The organism is Comamonas sp., from assembly GCF_036666375.1.
GTDB lineage: Bacteria > Pseudomonadota > Gammaproteobacteria > Burkholderiales > Burkholderiaceae_C > Comamonas.
In genome coordinates this window covers 64,441-85,788 of record NZ_JAVWWA010000003.1, presented here as the reverse complement: position 1 = coordinate 85,788, position 21,348 = coordinate 64,441, and the positions used below count along the sequence as shown (strand labels likewise).

The following is a 21,348-nucleotide window of genomic DNA, read 5'->3' as shown; positions in this document are numbered from 1 at the left end:
GGCGAAAATCGGGGAAGTCCTTTGCAACTGCAAACAGCGCAATCGCTGGTAGGATGCCCGCATGCTCAGAGAACTCGCTGCCGCCGACATGAATACAGCCAGCCCCGACGAAGGGACGCCGGTTTCCGTGAAAATCCGTGAGCGGCTCGCTGCAGCCCGCAAGCGCTACAACGCGAACGACAACATCGCGGAATTCATAGAACCCGGCGAACTCGAGAAACTGCTCGATGAAGTCGAGTCCAAGATGCAGGGCGTGCTCGACAGCCTGGTGATCGACACCGCCAAGGACCACAACACCCGCACCACGGCGCGGCGCGTGGCCAAGATGTATGTCAACGAAGTGTTCAAGGGCCGCTACACGCAGGCCCCGGCAATCACCGAGTTCCCCAATGCCGAGCACCTCAACGAACTGATGATCGTCGGCCCGATCACGGTGCGCAGCGCCTGCAGCCACCATTTCTGCCCGGTCATCGGCAAGATCTGGATAGGCGTGCTGCCCAACGAGCACACCAATGTGATCGGCCTGTCCAAGTACGCGCGCCTCGTCGACTGGGTCATGGGACGCCCCCAGATCCAGGAAGAGGCCGTGGTGCAGCTGGCCGACCTGATCATGGAAAAGACCCAGCCCGACGGCCTGGCCATCGTCATGGAAGCCTCGCACTTCTGCATGTCCTGGCGCGGTGTGCGCGAGATGGACTCGAAGATGCTCAACTCGGTCATGCGCGGCGTGTTTCTCAAGGACTCGAACCTGCGCCGCGAATTTCTGTCGCTGATTCCCGGAAGGAACTGATACATGCTGGTGCGCCTGATCTATGCAAGCCGAGCCGCAGATGCGTCTGCCGCGGCGATCGAAGCCATCCTGACCCAGGCGCGCGAGCACAACCCGGCCACGGGCATCACGGGCGTGCTGTGCTACGGCGGCGGCGTGTTCCTGCAGGCGATCGAAGGCGGACGCTCGCAGGTCAGCGCGCTGTTCGGCCATATCCAGCGGGATGTGCGCCACCAGGATGTGGAACTGCTGCACTACGAGGAAATCGACGAGCGCCGCTTTGGCGGCTGGACCATGGGCCAGGTCAATCTGTCGCGCATCAACCATGCGATCGTGCTCAAGTACTCCGAGACCATCGAGCTCGACCCCTATGCGGTGTCGGGCAAGATGTCGCTGGCGCTGCTGGAAGAGTTGATGGCGACGGCGTCGATCATGGGACGAGCGTAAGTAGCCCCCACGCTTGCTCGCTTCGCGGGGCGCGCCTAGCGTAGCTGCGCGCTGGGGGGCGCAGCCCCCCAGATGCGTGTTTTGCCTGGGCCGCGCCCTTCCCGAACTCTCTGCTCAATCGTACCGGCCCTCCGCTGGCCCCTTGCCGCGCACCATAGAGGGTCTGGTGACCCTGGCTGGTGACGAGCGCCGCGGTTCAAGAGCGTCTGAAAGCCTTTCCATGCCCACCCCCGAAACCCTCATTGCGTTCTTTGGCGTTGCCGTGCTGCTGGCTTTCAGTCCCGGCCCGGACAATGTGTTCGTGCTGCTGCAGTCGATCCGCCATGGCGCGCGCGCGGGTCTGGCGGTGGTGCTGGGGCTTTGCGCCGGCCTGGTCGTGCATACGGCCGCCGTGGCGCTGGGGCTGGCCGCGGTGTTTGCCTCGTCGCCCCTGGCGTTCACCGTGCTCAAGTACTGCGGCGCGGCCTATCTCACCTATCTGGCCTGGCAGGCCTGGCGCGCTCCGGTCACCCAGGCCGATGCCGCAAGCCGCCCGGCCGCCGTGCCGCACGATGGCCGCGCGCTGCGCCGCCTGGGTGCGCGCGGCATGCTCATGAGCCTGACCAACCCCAAGGTGCTGATGTTCTTCCTGGCGTTCCTGCCGCAGTTCGCCGACCCGGCGCGCGGCAGCCTGGCGCCGCAGATCATGGTGCTGGGCGCGGTGTTCATGCTGGCCGCGTTTCTGGTGTTCGGCGCCATGGCCTGTTTTTCGGGCGCGTTCGGTCGCCTGCTGCAGAAATCGGCGCACGGCCAGCGCTGGCTCAATCGCCTGACCGCGCTGGTCTTTGTCGGCCTGGCGGTGCGCCTGGCCTCGTTGCAGCGCTGAGCGCTCTCAGGCCCAGGACAGGGCAGACAGGTCGTTGACGAACACCGGCATGTCCTTCCACAGGCCGCGCAAGCCTTTCTTGGCCACCGTGACCCATTGGGGCTGGTAGAGGAAGGCGTGCACGGAGTCTTGCGCAATCAGGCGCTGCGCTTCGCCCAGCAGGCGCGCGCGGTCGGCGGGACGCGGCGCGCGCTTGATCTGGTCGAACAGCGCGTTGAACTGCGGCGACTGGTAGCCCCAGTAGTAGTCGGGCTTGGCGAAGTTGCCCAGGTCGAAGGGCTCGACATGGGAAATGATCGTCAGGTCGTAGTTCTTGTTGCCATAGGTGCCGCTGAGCCATTGCGCCCACTCGACGTTCTGCAGCTTGACTTCGATGCCGATCTTGGCGAGCTGGGCCGCGATCACTTCACCGCCCTGGCGCGCATAGGGTGCGGGCGGCAGCGTCATGGTCAGCGTCATAGGCAGTTTCACGCCGGCCTCGGCCAGCAGCGCCTTGGCCTTGTCGAGATCGTAGGGATTGATGCCCGTGGTGTCGACATAGCCGAAGGCCGAAGGCACGTAATAGCTGCCGATGGGAACGCCGTAGCCTTCGGCCGCGCCGTCGATCACGGCCTTGCGGTCGATCGCGGCGGCGATCGCGCGGCGCACGCGCACATCGTTCAAGGGCTTGCGCGCGTTGTTGATCGCCATGATGGTCTTGGCGCGCGAACCGCTGACCAGCACCTGGAAGCGCGCGTTGGCCTTGAATTGCGCGACGCTGCGCGGTGACACGCGCGGAAAGCAGTCGACGTCACCGGCCATCAGCGCTGCCACCTGGGCACCGGGGTCGGGAATGAAGCGGAACGTTGCGCGCTGGATGTGGATGTCCTTGGCCGTGCGGTAGTCCTTCCAGGCGGTGAGGGTGACGGACGCACCCTTGCTCCAGCGGCCTATCTGATAGGGGCCGGTGCCCACGGGCTGGGTGGCATTGGTCCCCGCGCTTTTGGGCTCGACGATGATGGAGGTGGCCTGGCCCAGCACGAACAGGAAATCGGGGTCTATGTCCTCGTTGGTGATCACCACCGTGTGGGCATCGACGATCTGCGTGCGCATGCTGGCGAAAGTGCGCTTGTCCTTGTTGGTGCTGCGTTCGCTCGCGGCGCGCTCGAACGAGAACTTCACGGCATCGGCATTGAACGGCACGCCGTTGTGGAACTTGACGTCCTTGCGCAGCTTGAACGTGAAGGTCTTGAGATCGGTGCCGACTTCCCAGCTCTCGGCGAGCAGCGGCGAGACGCTGCCGTCGGAATTGATCTTGGTCAGCGTCTCGAAGATGTTGTATTGCACGATCTCGGCAATCGACGAGGCCGCGCCTGCCGTCGGGTCCAGCCCTGGCGGCTCCAGCGTGAGCGCGAACACCACGCTGTTCTTCTTTTCCTGGGCCAGGGCGCTCCAGGGCGCGAGCAAGGTCGTGCTGGCCAACGTGCTGGCGGCCAATACACTGCGGCGATTCAACATGGGGATTTCTCCGGGCGAAATGTTCGGGGGCGCGCAGCCCTTGCGGGCCGGCGGTCCATCCCCCTTTTTACACTATTGCGGCGCTGGCCGCGGCGCGCTCGCGGCGGCGCGCGCGCGCGCGTCCCGGCGCGATGCGCGGCACGGCCGCCACCAGCGCGCGGGTATAGGGATGCTGGGCGTCGCTGAACAGCTGCGCGGGCGCGCCGCGCTCGACGATGCGCCCCTGGTACAGCACCACCACTTCGTCGCACAGCTGCTGCACCACGGCAAGGTCGTGGCTGATCAGTAGATAGCCCAGGCCGTGCTGCTGCTGCAGATCCTGCATCAGATTGAGCACCTGGGCCTGTACCGACACGTCGAGCGCGCTCACGGGCTCGTCGGCGACGATCAGCCGCGGGCGCGTGATCAGTGCGCGCGCGATCGCAATGCGCTGGCGCTGCCCACCCGAAAATTCGTGCGGGTACTTGTCGAGATCGCTGGCACGCAGGCCGACTTCGGCCAGCGCCTGCGCCACCTGTTCGCGCTGCTCGGCGCGGCTTCCCAGGCGCAGCGCCTGCAGCGGCTCGGCGACAATGCGCGCCACGCGCTGGCGCGGGTCCAGCGAGCCGTAGGGGTCCTGGAACACCATCTGGAAATCACGCCGCGCAGCGCGCAGCGCAGGGGGCGCGAGCCGGTGCAGATCCCGGCCCAGGACTTTCACCTGGCCCGCGTCGGGCTGGTCCAGCGCCATCACCAGCCGGGCCAATGTGGACTTGCCCGAGCCCGACTCGCCGACCACGCCCAGGCTGCGGCCGTTCTCCATGCGCAGGCTCACGCCGCGCAGCGCCTCGATGCGCGGCGGCGCGCTGAACAGCTTCTCGCGCGGCAAGCGGTAGCTGCGCGCAAGATCCGTGACTTCGAGCAGCGGCGGTACGGGGGGCGTGACGGGAGACATCATGGCAAGGCGGCAGCCGGGAAGGGTGCATGCACGACTTCGGGCAGCAGGCAGCGCGCCCAGTGGTCGGCGGCGGCGTCGACGCGGATGGCGGGCGGGCGCTGGCGCGCGCACGCGGCAACGGTATGCGGGCAGCGGCCCGCGAACGGGCAGCCGGCCGGCATGTCGGCGAGTTCGGGCACGCTGCCCGCAATCGTCGGCAGCCGGTGCCGGGCCGCGCTCATCTGCGGGCGCGCGCCCAGCAGCCCGCGCGTATAGGGGTGGCCCATGTGGCGGAAGATGGCTTCGGTCGCGCCGCTTTCGACCACGCTGCCGCCATACATCACCAGCAAATGATCGACGTTCTGCGAGACCACGCCCAGATCGTGGGAGATCAGGATCAGCGCCATCTGGCGCTCGTCGACCAGGTCGCTGATCAGATCGAGGATCTGCTGCTGTATGGTCACGTCCAGCGCGGTCGTGGGCTCGTCGGCAATCAGCAGATCGGGCTCGCAGGCCAGCGCCATGGCGATGGTGATGCGCTGGCGCTGGCCGCCCGAGAACGCGTGCGGATAGGCGTCGAAACGCCGCGCGGCGTCGGCTATGCCCACGCGGTCGAGCAGGGCCACGGCGCGGCGCCGGGCTTCGCTGGCTGACAGGCCGCGGTGGCGGCGCAGCGGCTCGGCCACCTGGCGGCCTATGCTGTGCAGCGGATTGAGCGCGGTCATGGGCTCCTGGAACACCATGGCGATGCGGTTGCCGCGCAGCGCAGCGCGTTCGGACTCTGGCATGCCCATCAGTTCCCGGCCTTCGAAACGCATGCTGCCCGCGAGCTGCGCGCGCTCGGGCAGCAGGCCCATCAGCGCCATGGCCGTGAGCGACTTGCCGCTGCCGGACTCGCCGATGATTCCCAGCGTGGCGCCGCGTTCCAGCGTGAAGTCCATGTCGCGCACGGCCGTGACCGGGCCGCGCGGCGTGGCCAGCGTCAGCTGCAGGTTGGAAACTTCAAGCAATGCCATCGTGGTGCCAAGGTACAGGGTTCAGCGCGAACGCGCCAGCCGCGGGTCAAGAAGGTCGCGCAGGCCGTCGCCCAGCAGGTTCAGCCCCAGCACCGCCAGCGCGATCGCCAGGCCGGGCCAGATCGCGAGCAGCGGCGCTTCGAACATCAAGGTCTGGGCTTCGCTGAGCATGCGCCCCCATGAAGGCTGGGGCGGCTGCGTGCCCAGGCCCAGGTACGACAGCGCGGCCTCGGCCAGGATGGCTAGCGCGAACTGTATGGTCGCCTGCACGATCAGCATCGGCAGGATGTTGGGCAGCACATGTTCGCGCGTGATCGCCCAGCGGCTCCTGCCGCAGGCGCGCGCCGCGAGCACGTATTCGCGCGCCCAGACCGCGTTGGCCGAAGCGCGCGTGACGCGCGCGAAGGTCGGGATATTGAAGATGCCGATGGCAATGATGGAGTTGACGATGCCCGCGCCGAACACCGCCGTGAGCATGATCGCCGAGAGAATCGCGGGGAACGCGAACGTGAAGTCGGCCAGGCGCATGATGGCTTCCTCGACCCAGCCGCGGCGCGCCGCGGCCAGCAGGCCCAGCGCCGTGCCCAGGCCCAGGCCTATGCCCACGGCGATCACGCCCACCAGAATCGAATTGCGCGCGCCCACCAGCAGCAGCGAGGCGACATCGCGGCCGTAGGCATCGGTGCCCAGCCAATGCGCGGCGCCGGGCGGCTGCAGCTTGGAAGGCAAATCCATTTCGTAGGGCGACCAGGGGGTCCAGACAAACGACAGTCCCGCGGCGAACAGCAGCAGCAGCGTCAGCACGGCGCCGAGCATGAAGCTGCGCTGGCGCAGCGCACGCTGCCAGACGGTAGGGGCGCGGGGCGTCATAGGTCGCTGGCTTTCAGGCGCGGATCGATGACCGCGTACAGCAGGTCGACAATGAAGTTCACCAGCACCACCATCGCGGCCAGCAGCATCACGCAGTTGCGCACCACGATCAGGTCGCGGTTGGCGATCGACTGGAAGATCAGCCGGCCCAGACCGGGCAGGAAAAAGACGTTCTCGACGACGATGGTGCCGGCGAGCAGATTGGCGAACTGCAGGCCCATCACCGTGACCACGGGCACCATGGCATTGCGCAGCACATGGCCCCAGAGCACGGCGCGCTGCGAAAGTCCCTTGGCGCGCGCGCTGCGCACGAAGTCCTCGCGCAGCACTTCGAGCACGGCCGAGCGCGTGATGCGCGCCAGGATTGCGGCCTGCACCACGGCCAGCGAGATCGCGGGCAGCAGCAAGGCCTTGAGCGCGGCCCAGAAGCCGCCACCGGCTTCTTCGGTCCAGCCCGGAAAGCCGCCGGCCGAGAACCATTGCAGCTTCACCGAAAACAGCAGGATCAACAGGATGGCAAACCAGAAGTTGGGAATCGCTATGCCCAGCTGCGCCAGGCCCATGACGCCGACATCGCCCCAGCGGTTGTGGCGCGCGGCCGCATAGACGCCCGCGGCCAGGGCCAGCGCCGTGGTGATCAGCATCGCCAGCACGGCCAGCGGCACGGTGAGCGCCAGGCGTTCGAGCACCAGATCGCGCACCGGACTGCCGTAGGCATAGCTGTCGCCCAGGTCCAGCACCAGCAGGCCCTGGACCCATTGCAGGTAGCGCTGCCAGGCGGGCTGGTTCAGCCCCAGCTGTTCGGCCAGGGCCTGCACGGCTTCGGGCGCGGCGTCGGGGCCCATGAGCACCTGCGCGGCGTTGCCGGGCAGAATTTCCAGCACCACGAACACCACGGCCGACGTCGCCACCAGGGTGGCGATCAGCGTGAGCAGGCGTTTGAGGAGAAAGACACTCATGGGCGGGACGGTTCAGCGGGCAGGGCAGAGCATAGCGGCAAAAAGCGGCCGGAACAGACCGCGCGGCATGGGCATGTCCGCTGCTGCTGCGGGACTATTGATCTGGGCCGGATAATTGCGGCTATATGAAACCTGTGCCGTCTTCTCCATTGTGTTGCCAGGCGCGGCTTTGCGCGCGCGGGGTGCCGACATGGCCTTGATGATCACCGACGAGTGCATCAACTGCGACGTGTGCGAGCCCGAATGCCCGAACGACGCGATCTACATGGGCGAGCTGATCTACGAGATCACGCCGTCCAAGTGCACCGAATGCGTAGGCCATTTCGACGAACCGCAATGCGTGCAGATCTGCCCCGTGGCCTGCATTCCCGTGCACCCCGACCATGTGGAGAGCCGGGAGACGCTGTTCGAGAAGTTCACACGGCTCGAAGCAGCGAAGGCTGCGGGCGTTTAGAGTTGGCGTCATTTTCCCTGTGCTCCTGAAACTGGCGCGATCCAGCTTGGGGGCAACGAGCAAGGGCCGCCCCGCAGCGAGGTTGCCGTCCCCCTCCACCGTAGGTTGAGAGGGGGAAGCGGCGTCAGCCGCTCAGGGGGTTGGGGATTTTCGGCCTGGGCGGCTTGGTGGTGTGGATCTGCAGCGTGGCCTTGTCCATGTCGCCGGCCTGCAGCAGGCGCCAGGACTTGAGCGAGTGGTTGATGCTGTCTTCGATCAGCGTGCGCTGGTCGGGCGCGGGCTTCTTCAGCACCCAGTTCGCGACTTCCGCGCGGTCGCCGGGGTGGCCGATACCGATGCGCAGCCGCCAGTAGTCCCCCGTGCCCAGCTGGGCGTGGATATCGCGCAGACCGTTGTGGCCGGCATGGCTGCCGCCGCGCTTGAGCTTGGCCTGGCCTGGAACAATGTCGAGCTCGTCGTGCACCACCAGGATTTCCTCGGGCAGGATCTTGAAGAAGCGCGCCAGCGCACCCACCGACTTGCCCGAGAGGTTCATGAAGGTCTGGGGCTTGAGCAGCCAGACATTGTTGCCGTCCACGCTGGTGCGCGCGACCAGGCCGAAATAGCTGCGCTCGGGCTGCAGCGACACCTTGAGCTCGCGCGCCAGTTCGTCAATCCACCAGAAACCGGCGTTGTGGCGCGTATCTTCGTACTCGGGGCCGGGATTGCCCAGGCCGACAAACAGTTTGATCATGTGTGAATTATCTCCATGGACCGCGGTCTCCCCAAAGCGAACGGCCCACGCGCATGAAGCGGTGGGCCGTTGGCTTTGGGGCAGCGCCCCGGCCTTGCGGCCCGGGCACTGCACTCAAGAAGTGATTACTTCTTGCCCTTCTTGGCGGGAGCAGCGGGTGCGGCGCCTTCGACGGGAGCGACGAGTTCATCGGCGGGAGGCACGATGGAAACCAGTGCAGGGTTGCTTTGCGTGCCGCGCACGTGAGCAACCACGCCCTTTGGCAGCTTGACTTGCTTGAGCGTGAACGAGCCGCCCTTTTGCAGGTCGCTCAGGTCCACCGTGATGAACTCGGGCAGGTCCGAAGGAACGCAGACCACGGGCAGGGCGGTGACCAGAGGCGTCACGATGCACTTGTCCTGGGCCACTGCGGGCGACTTGTCGGCGCCTTCGAAGTGCAGGGGCACGTTCAGGTGCAGCTTGGTGTTTTCGTCCACGCGTTGGAAGTCAACGTGCAGCACCAGTTGCTTGAAGGGGTGGAATTGCACGTCACGCAGCACAACCTTGCTGACTTGACCGGCGATGTCCATTTCCAGAACGCTCGAGTGGAACACTTCCTTCTTCAGGGAGTGCCACAGATCGTTGTGGTCCAGTTCGATGGCCAAAGGCTCGGCGGAACCGCCAAACACGATGCCAGGGGTCTTGCCCGAATTACGCAGACGGCGGCTCGCACCCGTACCTTGCTTAGCGCGCTCTGTAGCGACAATGTTCATAATTAACTCCTGTGTGAGTCGACCGCGACCAGTCAGACTCGTTTGATAAAAAGACAGACCGGCACATGCCCGACTGTCCTTGAGATGCTCTGAAACACACAAAACCTCCCGAAGGAGGTTTACGCCAGCCCGGAGGCTGGAGATCTCGCAAGCGAGGTCTTATTCCGAGAACAAGCTGAGTACCGAATCACCCGTGGAAATGCGCTTGATCGTTTCGGCGATCAGCGGAGCCACGGAGAGTTGGCGAATCTTGTTGCATGCCTGGGCTTGTGCGCTCAGGGGAATGGTATTGGTCACCACGACTTCGTCGAGTGCCTCGCCACCGGCGATGCGCTCGATGGCCGGGCCCGAGAAGATCGGGTGGGTGCAGTAGGCATAGACCTTCTTGGCGCCGCGCTGCTTGAGCACTTCGGCAGCCTTGACCAGCGTGCCGGCGGTGTCGATCATGTCATCCATGATCACGCAGTTGCGGCCGTCGATGTCGCCGATCACGTGCATGACTTCGGAGACATTCGCCTTCGGGCGGCGCTTGTCGATGATCGCCAGGTCGCAGCCCAGCTGCTTGGCCAGGGCGCGTGCGCGCACCACGCCACCGACGTCGGGCGAGACCACGATCAGGTCTTCGTAGTTCTTCTGGCGCAGATCGCCCAGCAGCACCGGCGAAGCGTAGATGTTGTCGACGGGAATATCGAAGAAGCCCTGGATCTGGTCAGCGTGCAAGTCCATCGTCAACACGCGTTCCACGCCTACGGCCTGGAGCATGTTGGCGACGACCTTGGCCGTGATCGGCACGCGCGACGAACGCGGGCGACGGTCCTGGCGGGCGTAACCGAAATAGGGGATCACTGCGCAGATGCGTTCGGCCGAGGCGCGCTTGAGCGCGTCGACCATCACCAGCAGTTCCATCAGGTTGTCATTGGTCGGCGCGCAGGTCGGCTGAACGACGAAAACGTCGCGGGTGCGAACGTTCTGCTTGATCTCGACGGTGACTTCACCATCGGAGAAACGGCCAACTTCCGCAGCGCCAAGCTTGGTGCCGAGATTGCTGGCAATCTCTTCGGCCATGCCACGGTTGGCATTGCCGGTAAAAATCATGAAGTCTGAATGATTGGTCTGCATGAGCGTCCCAGTGTTTATGGGTTTGCTTGTACGCAATAAGACATTTGGCAGGGGAAGAAGGACTCGAACCTTCGCATGCTGGAATCAAAATCCAGTGCCTTAACCAACTTGGCGACTCCCCTACACGGGTCAATTGCGTATGCAACCAACCGGTAACCTTTAATCTCTTGCCCAGCCGCGAAGCGGATGAACGTCGAGATTTTCACAAACTTTGACAGTCCAGTCGCTGGGTGCGTCCTTCATATCAATCGTTTGCTTCATCGGTGCAAACACTGCACTTCCTGAGCCCGTCATTCTACCATGCAATCCGTGCGATTCAAGCAAGTTTATTGCTTTTTTCACATCGGGGCACAAGGTTTGTGCGACCGGCTGCAAGTCGTTATGACCGAAGTCAAAGTGCTTTGCAGCGAAGACCGGCATTGTAGCATGCTCGGAATCCCGTTTCAGGGAAGGGTGGGAAAAAATCAATTTTGTTTCCAGCCCCGCATCCGGCTTGACCACAACAAAGCGCTGCCGCGGCAGCGCTTTTTCGAGTGGCGTGATTATATCGCCTATGCCTTCGACCCAGGCGTTGTGCCCGCGCAGAAAGAACGGCACGTCGGCGCCCAGGGCCAGGCCTATGGTTTCCAGCGCCGACCGCGGCAGATCGAGCTGCCACAGGCGGTTGAGCGCCAGCAGCGTGGTCGCCGCGTCGGACGAGCCGCCACCCATTCCGGCCTGGGCTGGAATGCTCTTGTCTATGCCGATATGCGCGCCCGCGCTGCAGCCCGTAGCCTGCTGCAAGGCGCGCGCGGCGCGCACTATCAGGTCTTCGTCGGGCAGGCGCATGCCGCTGAGGTCTTCGCGCGTGATCGCGCCATCGGCGCGCAGCTCGAAATGCAGACGGTCCTGCCAGTCGATCAGCATGAACACTGATTCGATCAGGTGGTAGCCATCCGGGCGGCGGCCGGTGATGTGCAGGAACAGGTTGAGTTTGGCCGGGGCCGGCACATCGAGGAGCGAACGCATGGAATGGAAACCAGAAATCAAAAAAAGAGGGGCCGCGGACTTCAGCGGTCCAGCACCAGGCGCAGCGTGGCGCGCGGCAGCGGGTCCGTGCGTTCGGCGCGCAGACGGCCTTCGGGCAATTGCGTGAGGTCGGCCTGCCAGCCGGGCGCCGACGCCTGCCGGCCCGCGAGCCAGGCAAACAGCGCGCCTATGGGCAGCGGCGTGCCTACGGTGTCCTGCACCAATGCGTCGAGCGACGGCGATTCGCGCAACTGGCCGCCCTGGCGCAGCTGTGCGCCCGCGGGGCTCCACTGCAGTTCGGCCAATACCGCGCCGAACGGGCTCAGCAGCAGCAGCTGGCCCGCGCGCTCGGCGCCCTGCAGCTCGAACGAGGCGCTGAACGACTGCTCCTGGGCCTGGGGGTCGTGCAGTTGCAGCGCCAGACGGCCGCTCCAGTAGGCCGCGGCATCGGCGGGTGCGGGACGCGCGGGTGGCTGGGCGCAGCCCGCGAGCCACAGCGCCAACGGAGCGGTGGCGAGCAGTAGCGCGCGGCGCCGTGCGCGCACGGGCCCGGCCATCATGGCTTGACGCCCAGGCGCTGCAGCGTTTCGCGCAAGGTTTCGTTGTCGGCGTTCAGCGCCAGGCCCTTGTCCCAGATGGCGCGCGCCTGGCGCTGCTGGCCGCTGCTCCAGAGCACTTCACCCAGATGGGCGGCGATCTCGGCGTCGGGGCGCAGCGCAAAGGCTTTCTCGAGCAAGGCCTGCGCCTGGGCCGCGTTGCCGCTGCGAAATTCGGTCCAGGCCAGGCTGTCCATGATGAACGGGTCGTTGGGCGCGGCTTCGAGCGCCTTGGTGATCAGCGCGCGCGCTTCGTCCAGGCGCACGCCGCGTTCGGCAAACGAGAAGCCCAGCGCGTTGTAGGCGTGGTGAAAGCCCGGGTCGCGCGCGATGATGTCGCGCAGCAGGCTTTCCATTTCCTGGAAACGGCCGATTTTCTCGGCCAGGATGGCGGTGTCGTAGGCAATCTCGTTGTCCTGCGGGAACTGCTGGTGCAATGCGGATTGCAGCGTGAAGGCCAGCGCCGGTTGACCGGCTTCGCGCACCAGCTGCACTTCGGCCTGCTTCTTGAGCCGCTGCTGCTGTTCGGTGCCCGCGGGCACGGCCTGGATCACGGCGCGCGCCTGGTCCAGCTGGCCCTGCTGGGCGAGTATCGAGGCGCGGCGCACCTGGACGTTGAGCAGCTGGGCACCCCCCTCGATGCGCTCCAGCCATTCGAGCGCCTGCGGCAGGCGGCCCTGTTTCTGCGCGATCAGCGCGTGCTGCAAGGCCGACTCGGTGCGCGCGTTGCGCTGTATGCCCGCATTGGGCAGCTGGGGAATCAGGGCGTCGAAGCGCTGCAGCGAAGCTTCGGCCGCCTGCCAGCGCTGGGTCTGGACCTGCATGCGCGCCAGCGTGAACCAGGCGTCGGCGTAATCGGGGTTCTCGCGCGTGATCGCCAGGAGCTGGGCTTCGGCGGGCTCGAGCCGCTCCTGGCCCAGCAGGATGCGCGCGTAGGCCATGCGCATGTCGGCGCCGCGCTGCTTGTCGACATAGCGCGCAACGATGGGCTCGGCGTCGCGCTGGCCGTTCTCGAGCAGCTCGAGCGCCAGCAGCGCCGCCGCGCCATTGCCCGGCGACAGCGCTTCGGCGCGCTGTATGGCGTCGAGCGCGGCCCTGGGCTTGCCCGCCGCCAGTTGCATGTGGCCTATCGCGGCATAGGCCGAAGGGCCCGAGGCCGGATCGGTCAACTCGCCTTCGAGCGCCTGGGCAACGATGTCGGCCGCCAGGGCCTTGTCGCTGACGCGGCTGAAAAGCTGGGTGATCGACAGAAATGCCACGGGCTTGCTCGGCGCGGGCGTGGAGGCGATTTCCTGGCGCAGATAGGGCAGGGTGTCGCCTATGCGGTTGAGCGCCACCAGGATCTGCAGCACATAGCGGTTGGCATTGCGCGATTCGGGAAAGGCCTGGCGCCAGGCCTGGGCCGCAGTCAGCGCCTGGTTGCCGGCACGCGCCTGCAGCGCCATTTCGGTGGCGCGGCGGTACAGCTGGGGATTGTTGCTCTGGCGCGCGGCATTGAGCATCAGTGCCTGGCCGCTGCCCGGATCACCGACGCCGGCGGCCATTTCGCCGACCAGGATTTCATAGAACAGCTCGGCGTTGAGCGCCGCGGGGTCGTCCGCGTCGTTGTCCGGCTGGGGTGCCAGGGTTTCGGCGTCCGAGGGCACTGGCGCCGTTTGGCTCCAGGCGATTGCGGGGGCGACGACCAGTGCGGCGGCCAGCGCCAGGGCCCGAGGGCGTAGAGGATGAACCATCGAATGATAATAATCGAACGGGGTCCCCCTGCGCGCAACCGGGTGCAGCTTGCATTGCCGCAAAACTGCCCCAATTGCAAAGAATATTGCCGCGCGTGGCGTGTCTTGCAGCGTCCCAAGGCGGCCCATTTTCCAGGATTGCCATGCCCGAATTACCCGAAGTGGAAGTCACGCGCCGTTCGTTTGCCCCGGCCATCGCGGGCGCGCGCATAGAATCCGCGCGCCTGGGCAAGCCCTTGCGCTGGCCGCTGGGGCTGGCGCCCGAAGACCTGGTGGGGCGCGAGGTGCTGTCCGTGCGCCGCCGCGGCAAATATCTTTTGCTGGACATGAGCGAAGGCCTGCTGCTGCTGCACCTGGGCATGTCGGGCAGCCTGCGCTTTGCGTCCGCCCAGGGCCTGCCGCCCGCGGGCCCGCACGATCATTTCGATCTGGTCACCAGCCAGGGCGTGCTGCGCCTGCACGACCCGCGCCGTTTCGGCGCCGTGGTCTATGCCGCGGGCGAGGCCGATCCGGTGGCGCAAAAACTGCTCAGCCGCCTGGGCATGGAGCCGCTCGAGGATGGGTTTGCGCCCAAGGCGTTCTACGCCGGCCTGCAGGCCAGCCGCACGCCGATCAAGCAACTGCTGCTGGGCGGCAAGCTGGTGGTCGGCGTGGGCAACATCTACGCCTCCGAAGTGCTGTTCACGGCGCGCATCTCGCCGCTGGCGCCGGCCAACACCATAGGGCCGCGGCGCGCGCTGCGGCTCTACGAAGCCATACGCCGCGTGCTCGCGGCCGCGGTGGAGCAGGGCGGCACCACGCTCAAGGACTTCTCCAATGCCCACGGCATGCCTGGGCATTTCCAGCTGCAGGCCCAGGTCTACGACCGCGAAGGCCTGCCCTGCACGCAATGCGCGGCGCCGCTGCGCATGCTGCGCCAGGGGCAGCGCAGCACCTTCTACTGCACTTATTGCCAGAAGCTTTGAGCAGCCCCGGACGGCCGCAGGCTTGCCGTCCCGGGCCAGGGTCACGCCGGTATCATGGGCAGGTGCCGCGTATCGTTGGTTGGCACTTGCTATATATTTTGTGAAGTCGGGCGCCCTGTCCGCAGTACATCCGCGGGAGAGCCAAGTTGTCCACACCATTCAATGCGCAGTTCGATCAGCACGGCAGCTGGCGCCGTGATTTCGCACGGCAGCTGCATCAGTTGCGCGAATGGCTTTCGGGCCACGAACTGCTGGACGCGGCGGTCGACGAGCGCCTGCAGCGCCTGCAGGCCCAGGTGCGCGGCGACAAGGTCACGGTGGCTTTCGTCGCCGAGTTCTCGCGCGGCAAGTCCGAGCTGATCAATGCAGTGTTCTTCGCGGGCTACGGCCGGCGCCTGATGCCCGCGGGCGCGGGCCGCACCACCATGTGTCCGGCGGAGCTGGGCTGGGACGAAGGGCTGGCGCCCTGCCTGCGCCTGCTGCCCGTGGAAACCCGCGAACATGCGCCCAGCCTGGCCGAATGGCGGCTGCGGCCCGAAGCCTGGCAGCAGTGGCCGCTCGATGTCGACGACAGCGCGCAGCTTGCGCAAATGCTCGCCAAGGTGGCCGAAACGCGCCGCGTGCCGCTGTCCCAGGCCCGCGCCTGGGGCTTCTGGCAGGATGAAGCCCATCCCAACGAGCAGCCGGTGCTCGATGAACAGGGCCTGGTCGAAGTTCCGATGTGGCGCCATGCGCTGATCAACCTGCCCCACCCCTTGCTGCGCGAGGGGCTGGTGATTCTCGACACGCCCGGCCTGAACGCCGTCGGCGCCGAGCCCGAACTGACCGTGAACCTGATTCCCCAGGCGCATGCGGTGGTGTTCCTGATTGCCGCCGACACCGGCGTGACGCAGTCCGACCTGGCCGTCTGGCGCGCGCATCTCGCGCCCAGCGACAGCGGCGATCTGTCGCGGCTGGTGGTGCTCAACAAGATCGATACGCTGTGGGACCGGCTCAGCACCGGCCAGCAGGTGCATGCGCAGATTCAGCGCCAGCGCGCGATATCGGCGCAGACGCTGGGCCTGTCGCTCGAGCGCGTGCTCGCGGTGTCGGCGCAAAAAGGCCTGGTCGCGAAGATCGCCGCCGACGACGCGCTGCTGCGCGCCAGCGGGCTGATGGCGTTCGAGCAGGCGCTGTCCGAAGGCATCATGGGCCAGCGCCAGCATGTTCTGCGCGCGGCCGTCGCCACCGGCGTCGCCCATCTGCAGACCGAAGTGGTGCGCCGGCTCACCATACGCCGGCGCGATCTCGACGACCAGATGGCCGAGCTGCGCAGCCTGCGCGGCAAGAATTCCAGCGTGATCGTCTCCATGCGCGCGCGCATAGAGCAGGAGCAGGCGGAGTTCGACGCCAGCGCGGCGCGCATCCAGGCGCTGCGCAGCGTGCAGGCGCGCACGCTGCAGAGCGTGCTGCAGTCGCTGGGCGCGGCCGCGATCGAGGCCAGGCTCGCGCCGCTGCGCGAGTCGCTGGCGCGCGGCGGCCTCAAGCTCGGCGCGCGCAAGGCCTATGTCGCGACGTTCGAACAGCTGCGCGCCGCGGTCGACCAGGTGCTGGTCGATGCCGGCGAACTGCAGCAGATGGTGGTCGCCTCGTTTCGCGCGCTCAATGCCGAGTTCGGCTTTTCGCTGCAGGCGACCGCGTCCTGGCCCTTGCAGGATCTGGCGCGCGACCTGGCGCAGATCGAGCGCGGCTACCTGCATTACCTGGGCCTGGGCCATGCGCTGCAGCTCGCGCGCGCAGATTATTCGCAGCGCCTGATCCGCGCGCTGGCCGAGCGCCTGGCGGGCGTGTTTGGCGCCGCCGGCCAGGAGCTCTCGCTGTGGAGCCAATCGGCGATGGTGCAACTCGATGCACAATGGAAAGAGCGCAAGCGCAGTTTCACGCGCCGCATAGAAGCGGTGGACCGCATCCAGCTCGCGGCCAGCAGCCTGGTCGAGCGCATCGCCGAAATCGATGCCGCCGAGCAGGAGATCGCGGCGCTGACCGAGCAGTTGGCCCAGCTGTGCCGGGAGCTGTTAGAGCCGCCCGTGCCGCCGGCGCCGCATTCAACGCCTGCAGAACAAGACCCCACATCGGTAATCTGATTTTGACGACTTCCTCGATCGCCGCTGCCGTCGTGCAGTGGCAGGCCTCGCATGGCCGCAATCATCTGCCGTGGCAGCAAACGCGCGACCCCTACCGGGTCTGGCTTTCCGAGATCATGCTGCAGCAGACCCAGGTCGCGACCGTGCTCGGCTACTACCCGCGCTTTCTCGCCCAGTTTCCCGATGTCGCCAGCCTTGCGGCCGCGCCCGAGGACGCGGTGCTGGCGCTGTGGAGCGGCCTGGGTTACTACAGCCGCGCGCGCAATCTGCACAAGTGCGCAAAGGCCGTGATGGCGCTGCACGGCGGGCGCTTTCCCGAGACCGCCGAGCAGCTCGCGACGCTGCCCGGAATAGGCCGCTCGACCGCGGGCGCGATTGCCGCGTTCTGCTTTTCCGAGCGTGTGCCGATTCTCGACGCCAATGTGCGGCGCGTGCTCACGCGCGTGCTGGCGTTCGATGCCGATCTGGCCGTGGCGCGCAACGAGCGCACGCTGTGGGATCTGGCCACCGAGCTGTGCCCCGATCCGCGCGAACTCGATCTGCAGGACGCGATGCCGCGCTACACGCAGGGCATGATGGACCTGGGCGCGAGCCTGTGCCTGCCGCGCAAGCCGGCCTGCCTGCTGTGCCCGCTGCAAAGCCAGTGCCGCGCGGCGCGCGCCGGCAATCCCGAGGACTATCCGGTGCGCACGCGCAAGCTCAAGCGCAGTTCCCAGTCGTGGTGGCTGCTCGTGGCCCAGGACAGCGCCGGGCGCATAGGCCTGGCCAAGCGGCCGTCCACGGGCATCTGGGCCGGGCTCTACAGCCCGCCGGTGTTCGAGGATGCGGCGGCGCTCGAAGCCGCCGTGCAGGCGCGCTGGCCGCAGGGCGGCGTGCAGCTGGAGCACCAGCCCGCTTTCCTGCATGTGCTCACGCACCGCGATCTGCACCTGCATGCGGTGGTGGCACGCATAGGCACGGCCGAGCCCGAAGCCGATGACTGGTATACGCGCGCCCAGTGGACCGACATGGGCCTGCCCGCGCCAGTCCGCAAGCTGCTCGAGCGCGAAGGCTAGATTTCCGCGGCGGGAGTGCGCGCGTCGAGTTCGCGGTGCCGGGTCAGCGTGGGCCAGTCCTTGCCGAAATGCGCGGCGAGCTGTTCGACCAGGTAGACCGAGCGGTGCTGGCCGCCGGTGCAACCAATGGCCACGGTGACATAGCTGCGGTGGTTCTGCTCGAGCAAGGGCAGCCAGTGCTCGAAGAACTGCGCGATCTGCTGCTGCATCTGCTGCACTTCGGGCTGCTGGCGCAGGAAGGCCTGCACTGCCGCATCCTTGCCCGAAAAAGGCCGCAGCTCGGTGTCGTAGTACGGATTGGGCAGCATGCGCACATCGAAAAGGTAGTCGCAGTCGGCCGGCAGGCCGTACTTGAAACCGAACGACTGGAACACCAGCGTCATCTGTCCCTGGGGCAGGGTCACCAGGCTCTTCACATAGCTTTGCAGCTGCGACGGCCGTATGGTGCTGGTGTCTATCACCTGCGACTGCTCGCGCAGGTCGGCCAGCAGTTCGCGCTCCCATTCGATGGTCTGCACCAGCGCGCGGCGGCCATGCTGCAGCTCGTCGCCCGACAGCGGGTGGCGGCGCCGGGTTTCCGAAAAGCGCCGCACCAGCGTGCCGGTGGTGGCGTCGAGAAACAGCGACTGCACCACCGCGCCCTGGCTGCGCAGCAGCGCCAGCTGCGCCGGCAGCTGCGGCAGTCCGGTGGCGCTGCGCGCGTCGATGGCGATGGCCACGCGGTTGCCATGGTGTGCATGCTCGAGCGCGACGAACGAGGCCAGCAGCTCGGGCGGCAGGTTGTCGACGCAGTAGTAGCCTGCGTCCTCGAGCGCATGCAGCGCCACGGATTTTCCGGAACCGGACATGCCGGTGACCAACACGATTTCAAGTGACATGCATCAACCTTTGCGCGCCGGCACGGTCGCTTGCTGCAGCATTTCGCGCGCGTGTGCCATGGTGGTTTCGGACAGGCGCTCGCCGCCGAGCATGCGCGCGACTTCGGCCACGCGCGTCTCGGGCACGAGCGCGGTGACGGTGCTCGTGGTGGCCTGCTTGTCGCGCTTCTTGGCAACGACCAGATGGTGATCGGCGCAGGCCGCGACCTGGGGCAGATGGGTCACGGCCAGCACCTGGCGGTCGCGGCCGAGCTTGTGCATCAGCTTGCCCACGGTTTCTGCCACGGCCCCGCCCACGCCCGAGTCCACTTCGTCGAAGATCAGCGTCGAGGCTTCACCCAGTTCGCTGGTCGTGACCGCGATCGCCAGCGAGATGCGCGAGAGCTCGCCGCCCGATGCCACCTTGCCTATGGGCTTGGGGCTGGCGCCGGGATGGCCGGCAACCAGAAACGCGAGCGTATCCATGCCGTGCGGGCCGGGTTCGTCGGCCGCGGTCTGCGCAACCTCGAAGCGCCCGCCCTGCATTCCCAGGCCCTGCATGGCCTGGGTGATGGCGCGCGACAGCTTGGGCGCGGCCTTGGCGCGCTGCTGCGACAGCGCCTTGGCGGCCTGTTCGTAGGCGGCATAGCCCGCATCGACCTGGGCGCGCAGGCCCGCGATGTCGACCACGGCGTCGAGCTGGCGCAATTCTTCCTTCCAGCCTGCGTACAGCTGCGGCAGTTCGGCCGGCAGGCGCTTGTAGCGGCGCGCGAGCTGCATCCACAGCGACAGCCGGCTGTCGAGTTCGGCCAGCCGTTCGGGGTCGAGTTCGGTGCGCCGCAGATAGGTCTGCAGCGAGTGGCGTGCATCGCTGATCTGCGCCAGGCCCGAGGCCAGCACTTCGGCGATTTCCTTGAATTCGGGGTCCAGGTGCTCCTGGTCCTGCAGGTCGCTGTGCGCGCGGCCCAGCGCCGCGAGGCCGCCGGTTTCATCGTCCTCGATCGCGAACAGCGCGCCCTGCGCGGTGTCGAGCAGCGCCTGGGCATGCGACAGCCGCGTGTGCTGGGCGTTGAGCTCTTCCCATTCGTCTTCACCCGGGTCGAGCTTTTCGACTTCGCTGATCTGCCACTGCAGGCGTTCGCGTTCGCGCTGCAAGGTGTCCTGCGCGGCAATCGCGTGCTCCAGCGCCTGGCGCGCATTGCGCCACACGGTCCAGAGATTGCGCAGCGGCTGGGTCTGCAGGCCGGCGTAGGCGTCGAGCAGTTCGCGCGCCGCGTCGGGGCGCGTGAGGCTTTGCCAGGCGTGCTGGCCATGGATGTCGAGCAGCTGCTCGCCCACGGTGCGCAGCTGCGTGGCCGTGGCCGGCGCGCCATTGATCCAGGCGCGGCTGCGGCCCTGGGCGTCGATCACGCGGCGCAGCAGCAGGCTGTCCTCGAGCGCGAAGCCGCCTTGTTCCAGCCAGGGCTTGAGCCGCGCCGGGCATTCGAACTCGGCGCAGATATCGGCCTGGGGCGCGCCTTCGCGCACCACGCCGGCGTCGGCGCGCGCGCCCAGCGCAAGCTGCACGGCGTCGATCAGAATGGATTTGCCCGCGCCGGTCTCGCCGGTCAGCGCCGTGAAGCCGCCATGCAGGTCGAGGTCCAGCGCCTGGACGATGACGAAGTCGCGCAGCGCAATGCGTTTGAGACCCATCTCAGTTGACTCCCTCGTTCCAGCCGAGCTTCTTGCGCAGCGTGGCGAAGTAGTTCCAGCCCTTGGGATGCAGGAAGCGCACCGAATGCTCGGCCTTGGTCACCAGAATGCGGTCGCCGTGCAGCAGCGAGGCCAGCGACTGCATGTCGAAATTGGCGCTGACATCGCGCCCGCCGACGACTTCGATCACGACTTCGGTCGCATCCGACAGCACGATGGGGCGGTTGGAGAAGGTGTGCGGCGCGATCGGCGCCATGACCCAGCCGGGAATCGACGGGTGCATCATCGGCCCGCCGACCGACAGCGCATAGGCGGTCGAGCCCGTGGGCGTGGCGATGATCAGGCCGTCGGCGCGCTGGTTGGCGACGAAGTGGCCGCCGACTTCGACGCGCAGCTCGACCATGCCCGATGTGGCACCGCGATTGACCACGACGTCGTTCATTGCCAGCGCCTCGAACACCAACTGATCGCCGCGCATCACGCGCGCCAGGATCATGGGCCGCAGGTCTTCCTCGTATTCCCCTTGGAGCATGGGCGTGAGGGTGGTCTGGTAATCTTCGAGCGGGATGTCCGTGACGAAGCCCAGGCGCCCCTGGTTGATGCCTATCAGCGGCGTGCCGTAGCGCGCCATGTGGCGGCCTATGCCCAGCATGGTGCCGTCGCCGCCGACGACCAGGCCCAGGTCGCAGTGCGCTCCCAGGCCGTCGACATCCATCGAACGGTAATTCTGTATGCCCGCGTTTCTGGCGGTTTCGGCGTCGACAATGACTTCGCATCCCTGGCTGCTGACAAAGCTGGCAATATCCTGCAGCGCGTGGCGTGCGCTGTCGGGGCTGGCGCTGCTGGATGCGGGCGACTGGTATTTCCCGATCAGTGCGACTCGGCGGAACTTAGACGTCATTTTGAAATTACATCATTAAAA

Annotated in this window: 21 protein-coding genes and 1 tRNA gene; 7 read left to right on the top strand and 15 right to left on the bottom strand. The window is 66.7% G+C overall.

Annotated elements, in window-relative coordinates:
* Positions 1 to 61 precede the first annotated feature (61 nt).
* The 3 genes from folE (at position 62) to RR928_RS01410 (ending at position 2,081) form a co-directional block, all read left to right on the top strand.
* Entirely contained in the window at positions 62 to 790 is a 729-nt protein-coding gene (folE, locus tag RR928_RS01420; protein WP_249729166.1) for a GTP cyclohydrolase I, read from the top strand.
* 3 nt (positions 791 to 793) lie between these two features.
* The gene (locus tag RR928_RS01415) at positions 794 to 1,216 is read left to right on the top strand and encodes a BLUF domain-containing protein (protein WP_332535218.1); all 423 of its coding nucleotides are present in this window, start codon (positions 794 to 796) and stop codon (positions 1,214 to 1,216) included.
* A gap of 220 nt (positions 1,217 to 1,436) precedes the next feature.
* The gene (locus tag RR928_RS01410; RefSeq protein ID WP_332535217.1) at positions 1,437 to 2,081 is read left to right on the top strand and encodes a LysE family translocator; all 645 of its coding nucleotides are present in this window, start codon (positions 1,437 to 1,439) and stop codon (positions 2,079 to 2,081) included.
* 6 nt (positions 2,082 to 2,087) lie between these two features.
* Here the strand turns inward: RR928_RS01410 and RR928_RS01405 are convergent, their stop codons facing one another.
* The 5 genes from RR928_RS01405 to RR928_RS01385 form a co-directional block, all read right to left on the bottom strand.
* On the bottom strand, positions 2,088 to 3,578 hold the full coding sequence (locus tag RR928_RS01405; RefSeq protein ID WP_332548136.1) for an ABC transporter substrate-binding protein: 1,491 nt from the start codon (positions 3,576 to 3,578) through the stop codon (positions 2,088 to 2,090).
* Positions 3,579 to 3,645: 67 nt separating this feature from the next.
* Positions 3,646 to 4,512, bottom strand: coding sequence for an ATP-binding cassette domain-containing protein (locus tag RR928_RS01400; RefSeq protein WP_442881442.1), 867 nt, complete (start codon positions 4,510 to 4,512; stop codon positions 3,646 to 3,648).
* Positions 4,512 to 5,510 carry an ABC transporter ATP-binding protein gene (locus RR928_RS01395; RefSeq protein ID WP_332535212.1) on the bottom strand — a complete coding sequence of 333 codons (999 nt, stop codon included), beginning with the start codon at positions 5,508 to 5,510 and terminating at the stop codon, positions 4,512 to 4,514. The genes RR928_RS01400 and RR928_RS01395 overlap by 1 nt, the downstream gene beginning before the upstream one ends.
* A gap of 21 nt (positions 5,511 to 5,531) precedes the next feature.
* Positions 5,532 to 6,380 carry an ABC transporter permease gene (locus RR928_RS01390; RefSeq protein ID WP_332535210.1) on the bottom strand — a complete coding sequence of 283 codons (849 nt, stop codon included), beginning with the start codon at positions 6,378 to 6,380 and terminating at the stop codon, positions 5,532 to 5,534.
* Entirely contained in the window at positions 6,377 to 7,339 is a 963-nt protein-coding gene (locus RR928_RS01385) for an ABC transporter permease (protein WP_332535209.1), read from the bottom strand. Before RR928_RS01385 ends, RR928_RS01390 begins: the two co-directional genes overlap by 4 nt.
* Before the next feature lie 190 nt (positions 7,340 to 7,529).
* On the opposite strand from RR928_RS01385, the gene RR928_RS01380 reads away from it, so the two are divergent.
* Positions 7,530 to 7,793, top strand: a complete 264-nt coding sequence (locus RR928_RS01380) for a YfhL family 4Fe-4S dicluster ferredoxin (protein WP_332535207.1) — start codon at positions 7,530 to 7,532, stop codon at positions 7,791 to 7,793.
* 124 nt (positions 7,794 to 7,917) lie between these two features.
* Here RR928_RS01380 and pth read toward each other — a convergent pair whose 3' ends face one another.
* The 7 genes from pth to RR928_RS01345 form a co-directional block, all read right to left on the bottom strand.
* The gene (gene pth / locus RR928_RS01375) at positions 7,918 to 8,526 is read right to left on the bottom strand and encodes an aminoacyl-tRNA hydrolase (protein WP_332535206.1); all 609 of its coding nucleotides are present in this window, start codon (positions 8,524 to 8,526) and stop codon (positions 7,918 to 7,920) included.
* A gap of 125 nt (positions 8,527 to 8,651) precedes the next feature.
* Positions 8,652 to 9,278 (bottom strand): 50S ribosomal protein L25/general stress protein Ctc, encoded by a 627-nt coding sequence (locus RR928_RS01370; protein ID WP_332535205.1) that lies wholly within the window; start codon positions 9,276 to 9,278, stop codon positions 8,652 to 8,654.
* Positions 9,279 to 9,437: 159 nt separating this feature from the next.
* Positions 9,438 to 10,397 carry a ribose-phosphate pyrophosphokinase gene (locus RR928_RS01365; protein ID WP_332535204.1) on the bottom strand — a complete coding sequence of 320 codons (960 nt, stop codon included), beginning with the start codon at positions 10,395 to 10,397 and terminating at the stop codon, positions 9,438 to 9,440.
* A gap of 45 nt (positions 10,398 to 10,442) precedes the next feature.
* Positions 10,443 to 10,519: transfer RNA gene (locus tag RR928_RS01360), tRNA-Gln, on the bottom strand.
* A gap of 37 nt (positions 10,520 to 10,556) precedes the next feature.
* A complete protein-coding gene (ispE, locus tag RR928_RS01355; RefSeq protein WP_332535202.1) occupies positions 10,557 to 11,405 on the bottom strand; it encodes a 4-(cytidine 5'-diphospho)-2-C-methyl-D-erythritol kinase in 849 nt (282 codons plus the stop codon).
* Positions 11,406 to 11,446: 41 nt separating this feature from the next.
* A complete protein-coding gene (locus RR928_RS01350) occupies positions 11,447 to 11,965 on the bottom strand; it encodes a lipoprotein insertase outer membrane protein LolB (protein WP_332535201.1) in 519 nt (172 codons plus the stop codon).
* Entirely contained in the window at positions 11,962 to 13,734 is a 1,773-nt protein-coding gene (locus RR928_RS01345) for a tetratricopeptide repeat protein (protein WP_332535199.1), read from the bottom strand. Before RR928_RS01345 ends, RR928_RS01350 begins: the two co-directional genes overlap by 4 nt.
* Positions 13,735 to 13,877: 143 nt before the next feature.
* On the opposite strand from RR928_RS01345, the gene mutM reads away from it, so the two are divergent.
* The 3 genes from mutM (at position 13,878) to mutY (ending at position 17,877) form a co-directional block, all read left to right on the top strand.
* On the top strand, positions 13,878 to 14,699 hold the full coding sequence (gene mutM / locus RR928_RS01340; protein ID WP_332535198.1) for a bifunctional DNA-formamidopyrimidine glycosylase/DNA-(apurinic or apyrimidinic site) lyase: 822 nt from the start codon (positions 13,878 to 13,880) through the stop codon (positions 14,697 to 14,699).
* A 146-nt stretch (positions 14,700 to 14,845) separates the two neighbouring features.
* Positions 14,846 to 16,822 carry a dynamin family protein gene (locus RR928_RS01335; RefSeq protein ID WP_332535196.1) on the top strand — a complete coding sequence of 659 codons (1,977 nt, stop codon included), beginning with the start codon at positions 14,846 to 14,848 and terminating at the stop codon, positions 16,820 to 16,822.
* Between the two features lie 2 nt (positions 16,823 to 16,824).
* Positions 16,825 to 17,877, top strand: a complete 1,053-nt coding sequence (gene mutY, locus RR928_RS01330; protein ID WP_332548525.1) for an A/G-specific adenine glycosylase — start codon at positions 16,825 to 16,827, stop codon at positions 17,875 to 17,877.
* Here mutY and rapZ read toward each other — a convergent pair.
* The 3 genes from rapZ to RR928_RS01315 are packed head-to-tail and all read right to left on the bottom strand — an operon-like array spanning position 17,874 to position 21,327.
* The gene (rapZ, locus tag RR928_RS01325; protein ID WP_332535192.1) at positions 17,874 to 18,755 is read right to left on the bottom strand and encodes an RNase adapter RapZ; all 882 of its coding nucleotides are present in this window, start codon (positions 18,753 to 18,755) and stop codon (positions 17,874 to 17,876) included. The genes mutY and rapZ overlap by 4 nt on opposite strands.
* 3 nt (positions 18,756 to 18,758) lie before the next feature.
* Complete coding sequence (recN, locus tag RR928_RS01320; protein WP_332535191.1) at positions 18,759 to 20,426, bottom strand: DNA repair protein RecN; 1,668 nt, start codon at positions 20,424 to 20,426, stop codon at positions 18,759 to 18,761.
* 1 nt (position 20,427) lies between these two features.
* On the bottom strand, positions 20,428 to 21,327 hold the full coding sequence (locus tag RR928_RS01315; protein WP_332535190.1) for an NAD kinase: 900 nt from the start codon (positions 21,325 to 21,327) through the stop codon (positions 20,428 to 20,430).
* Positions 21,328 to 21,348 lie beyond the last annotated feature (21 nt).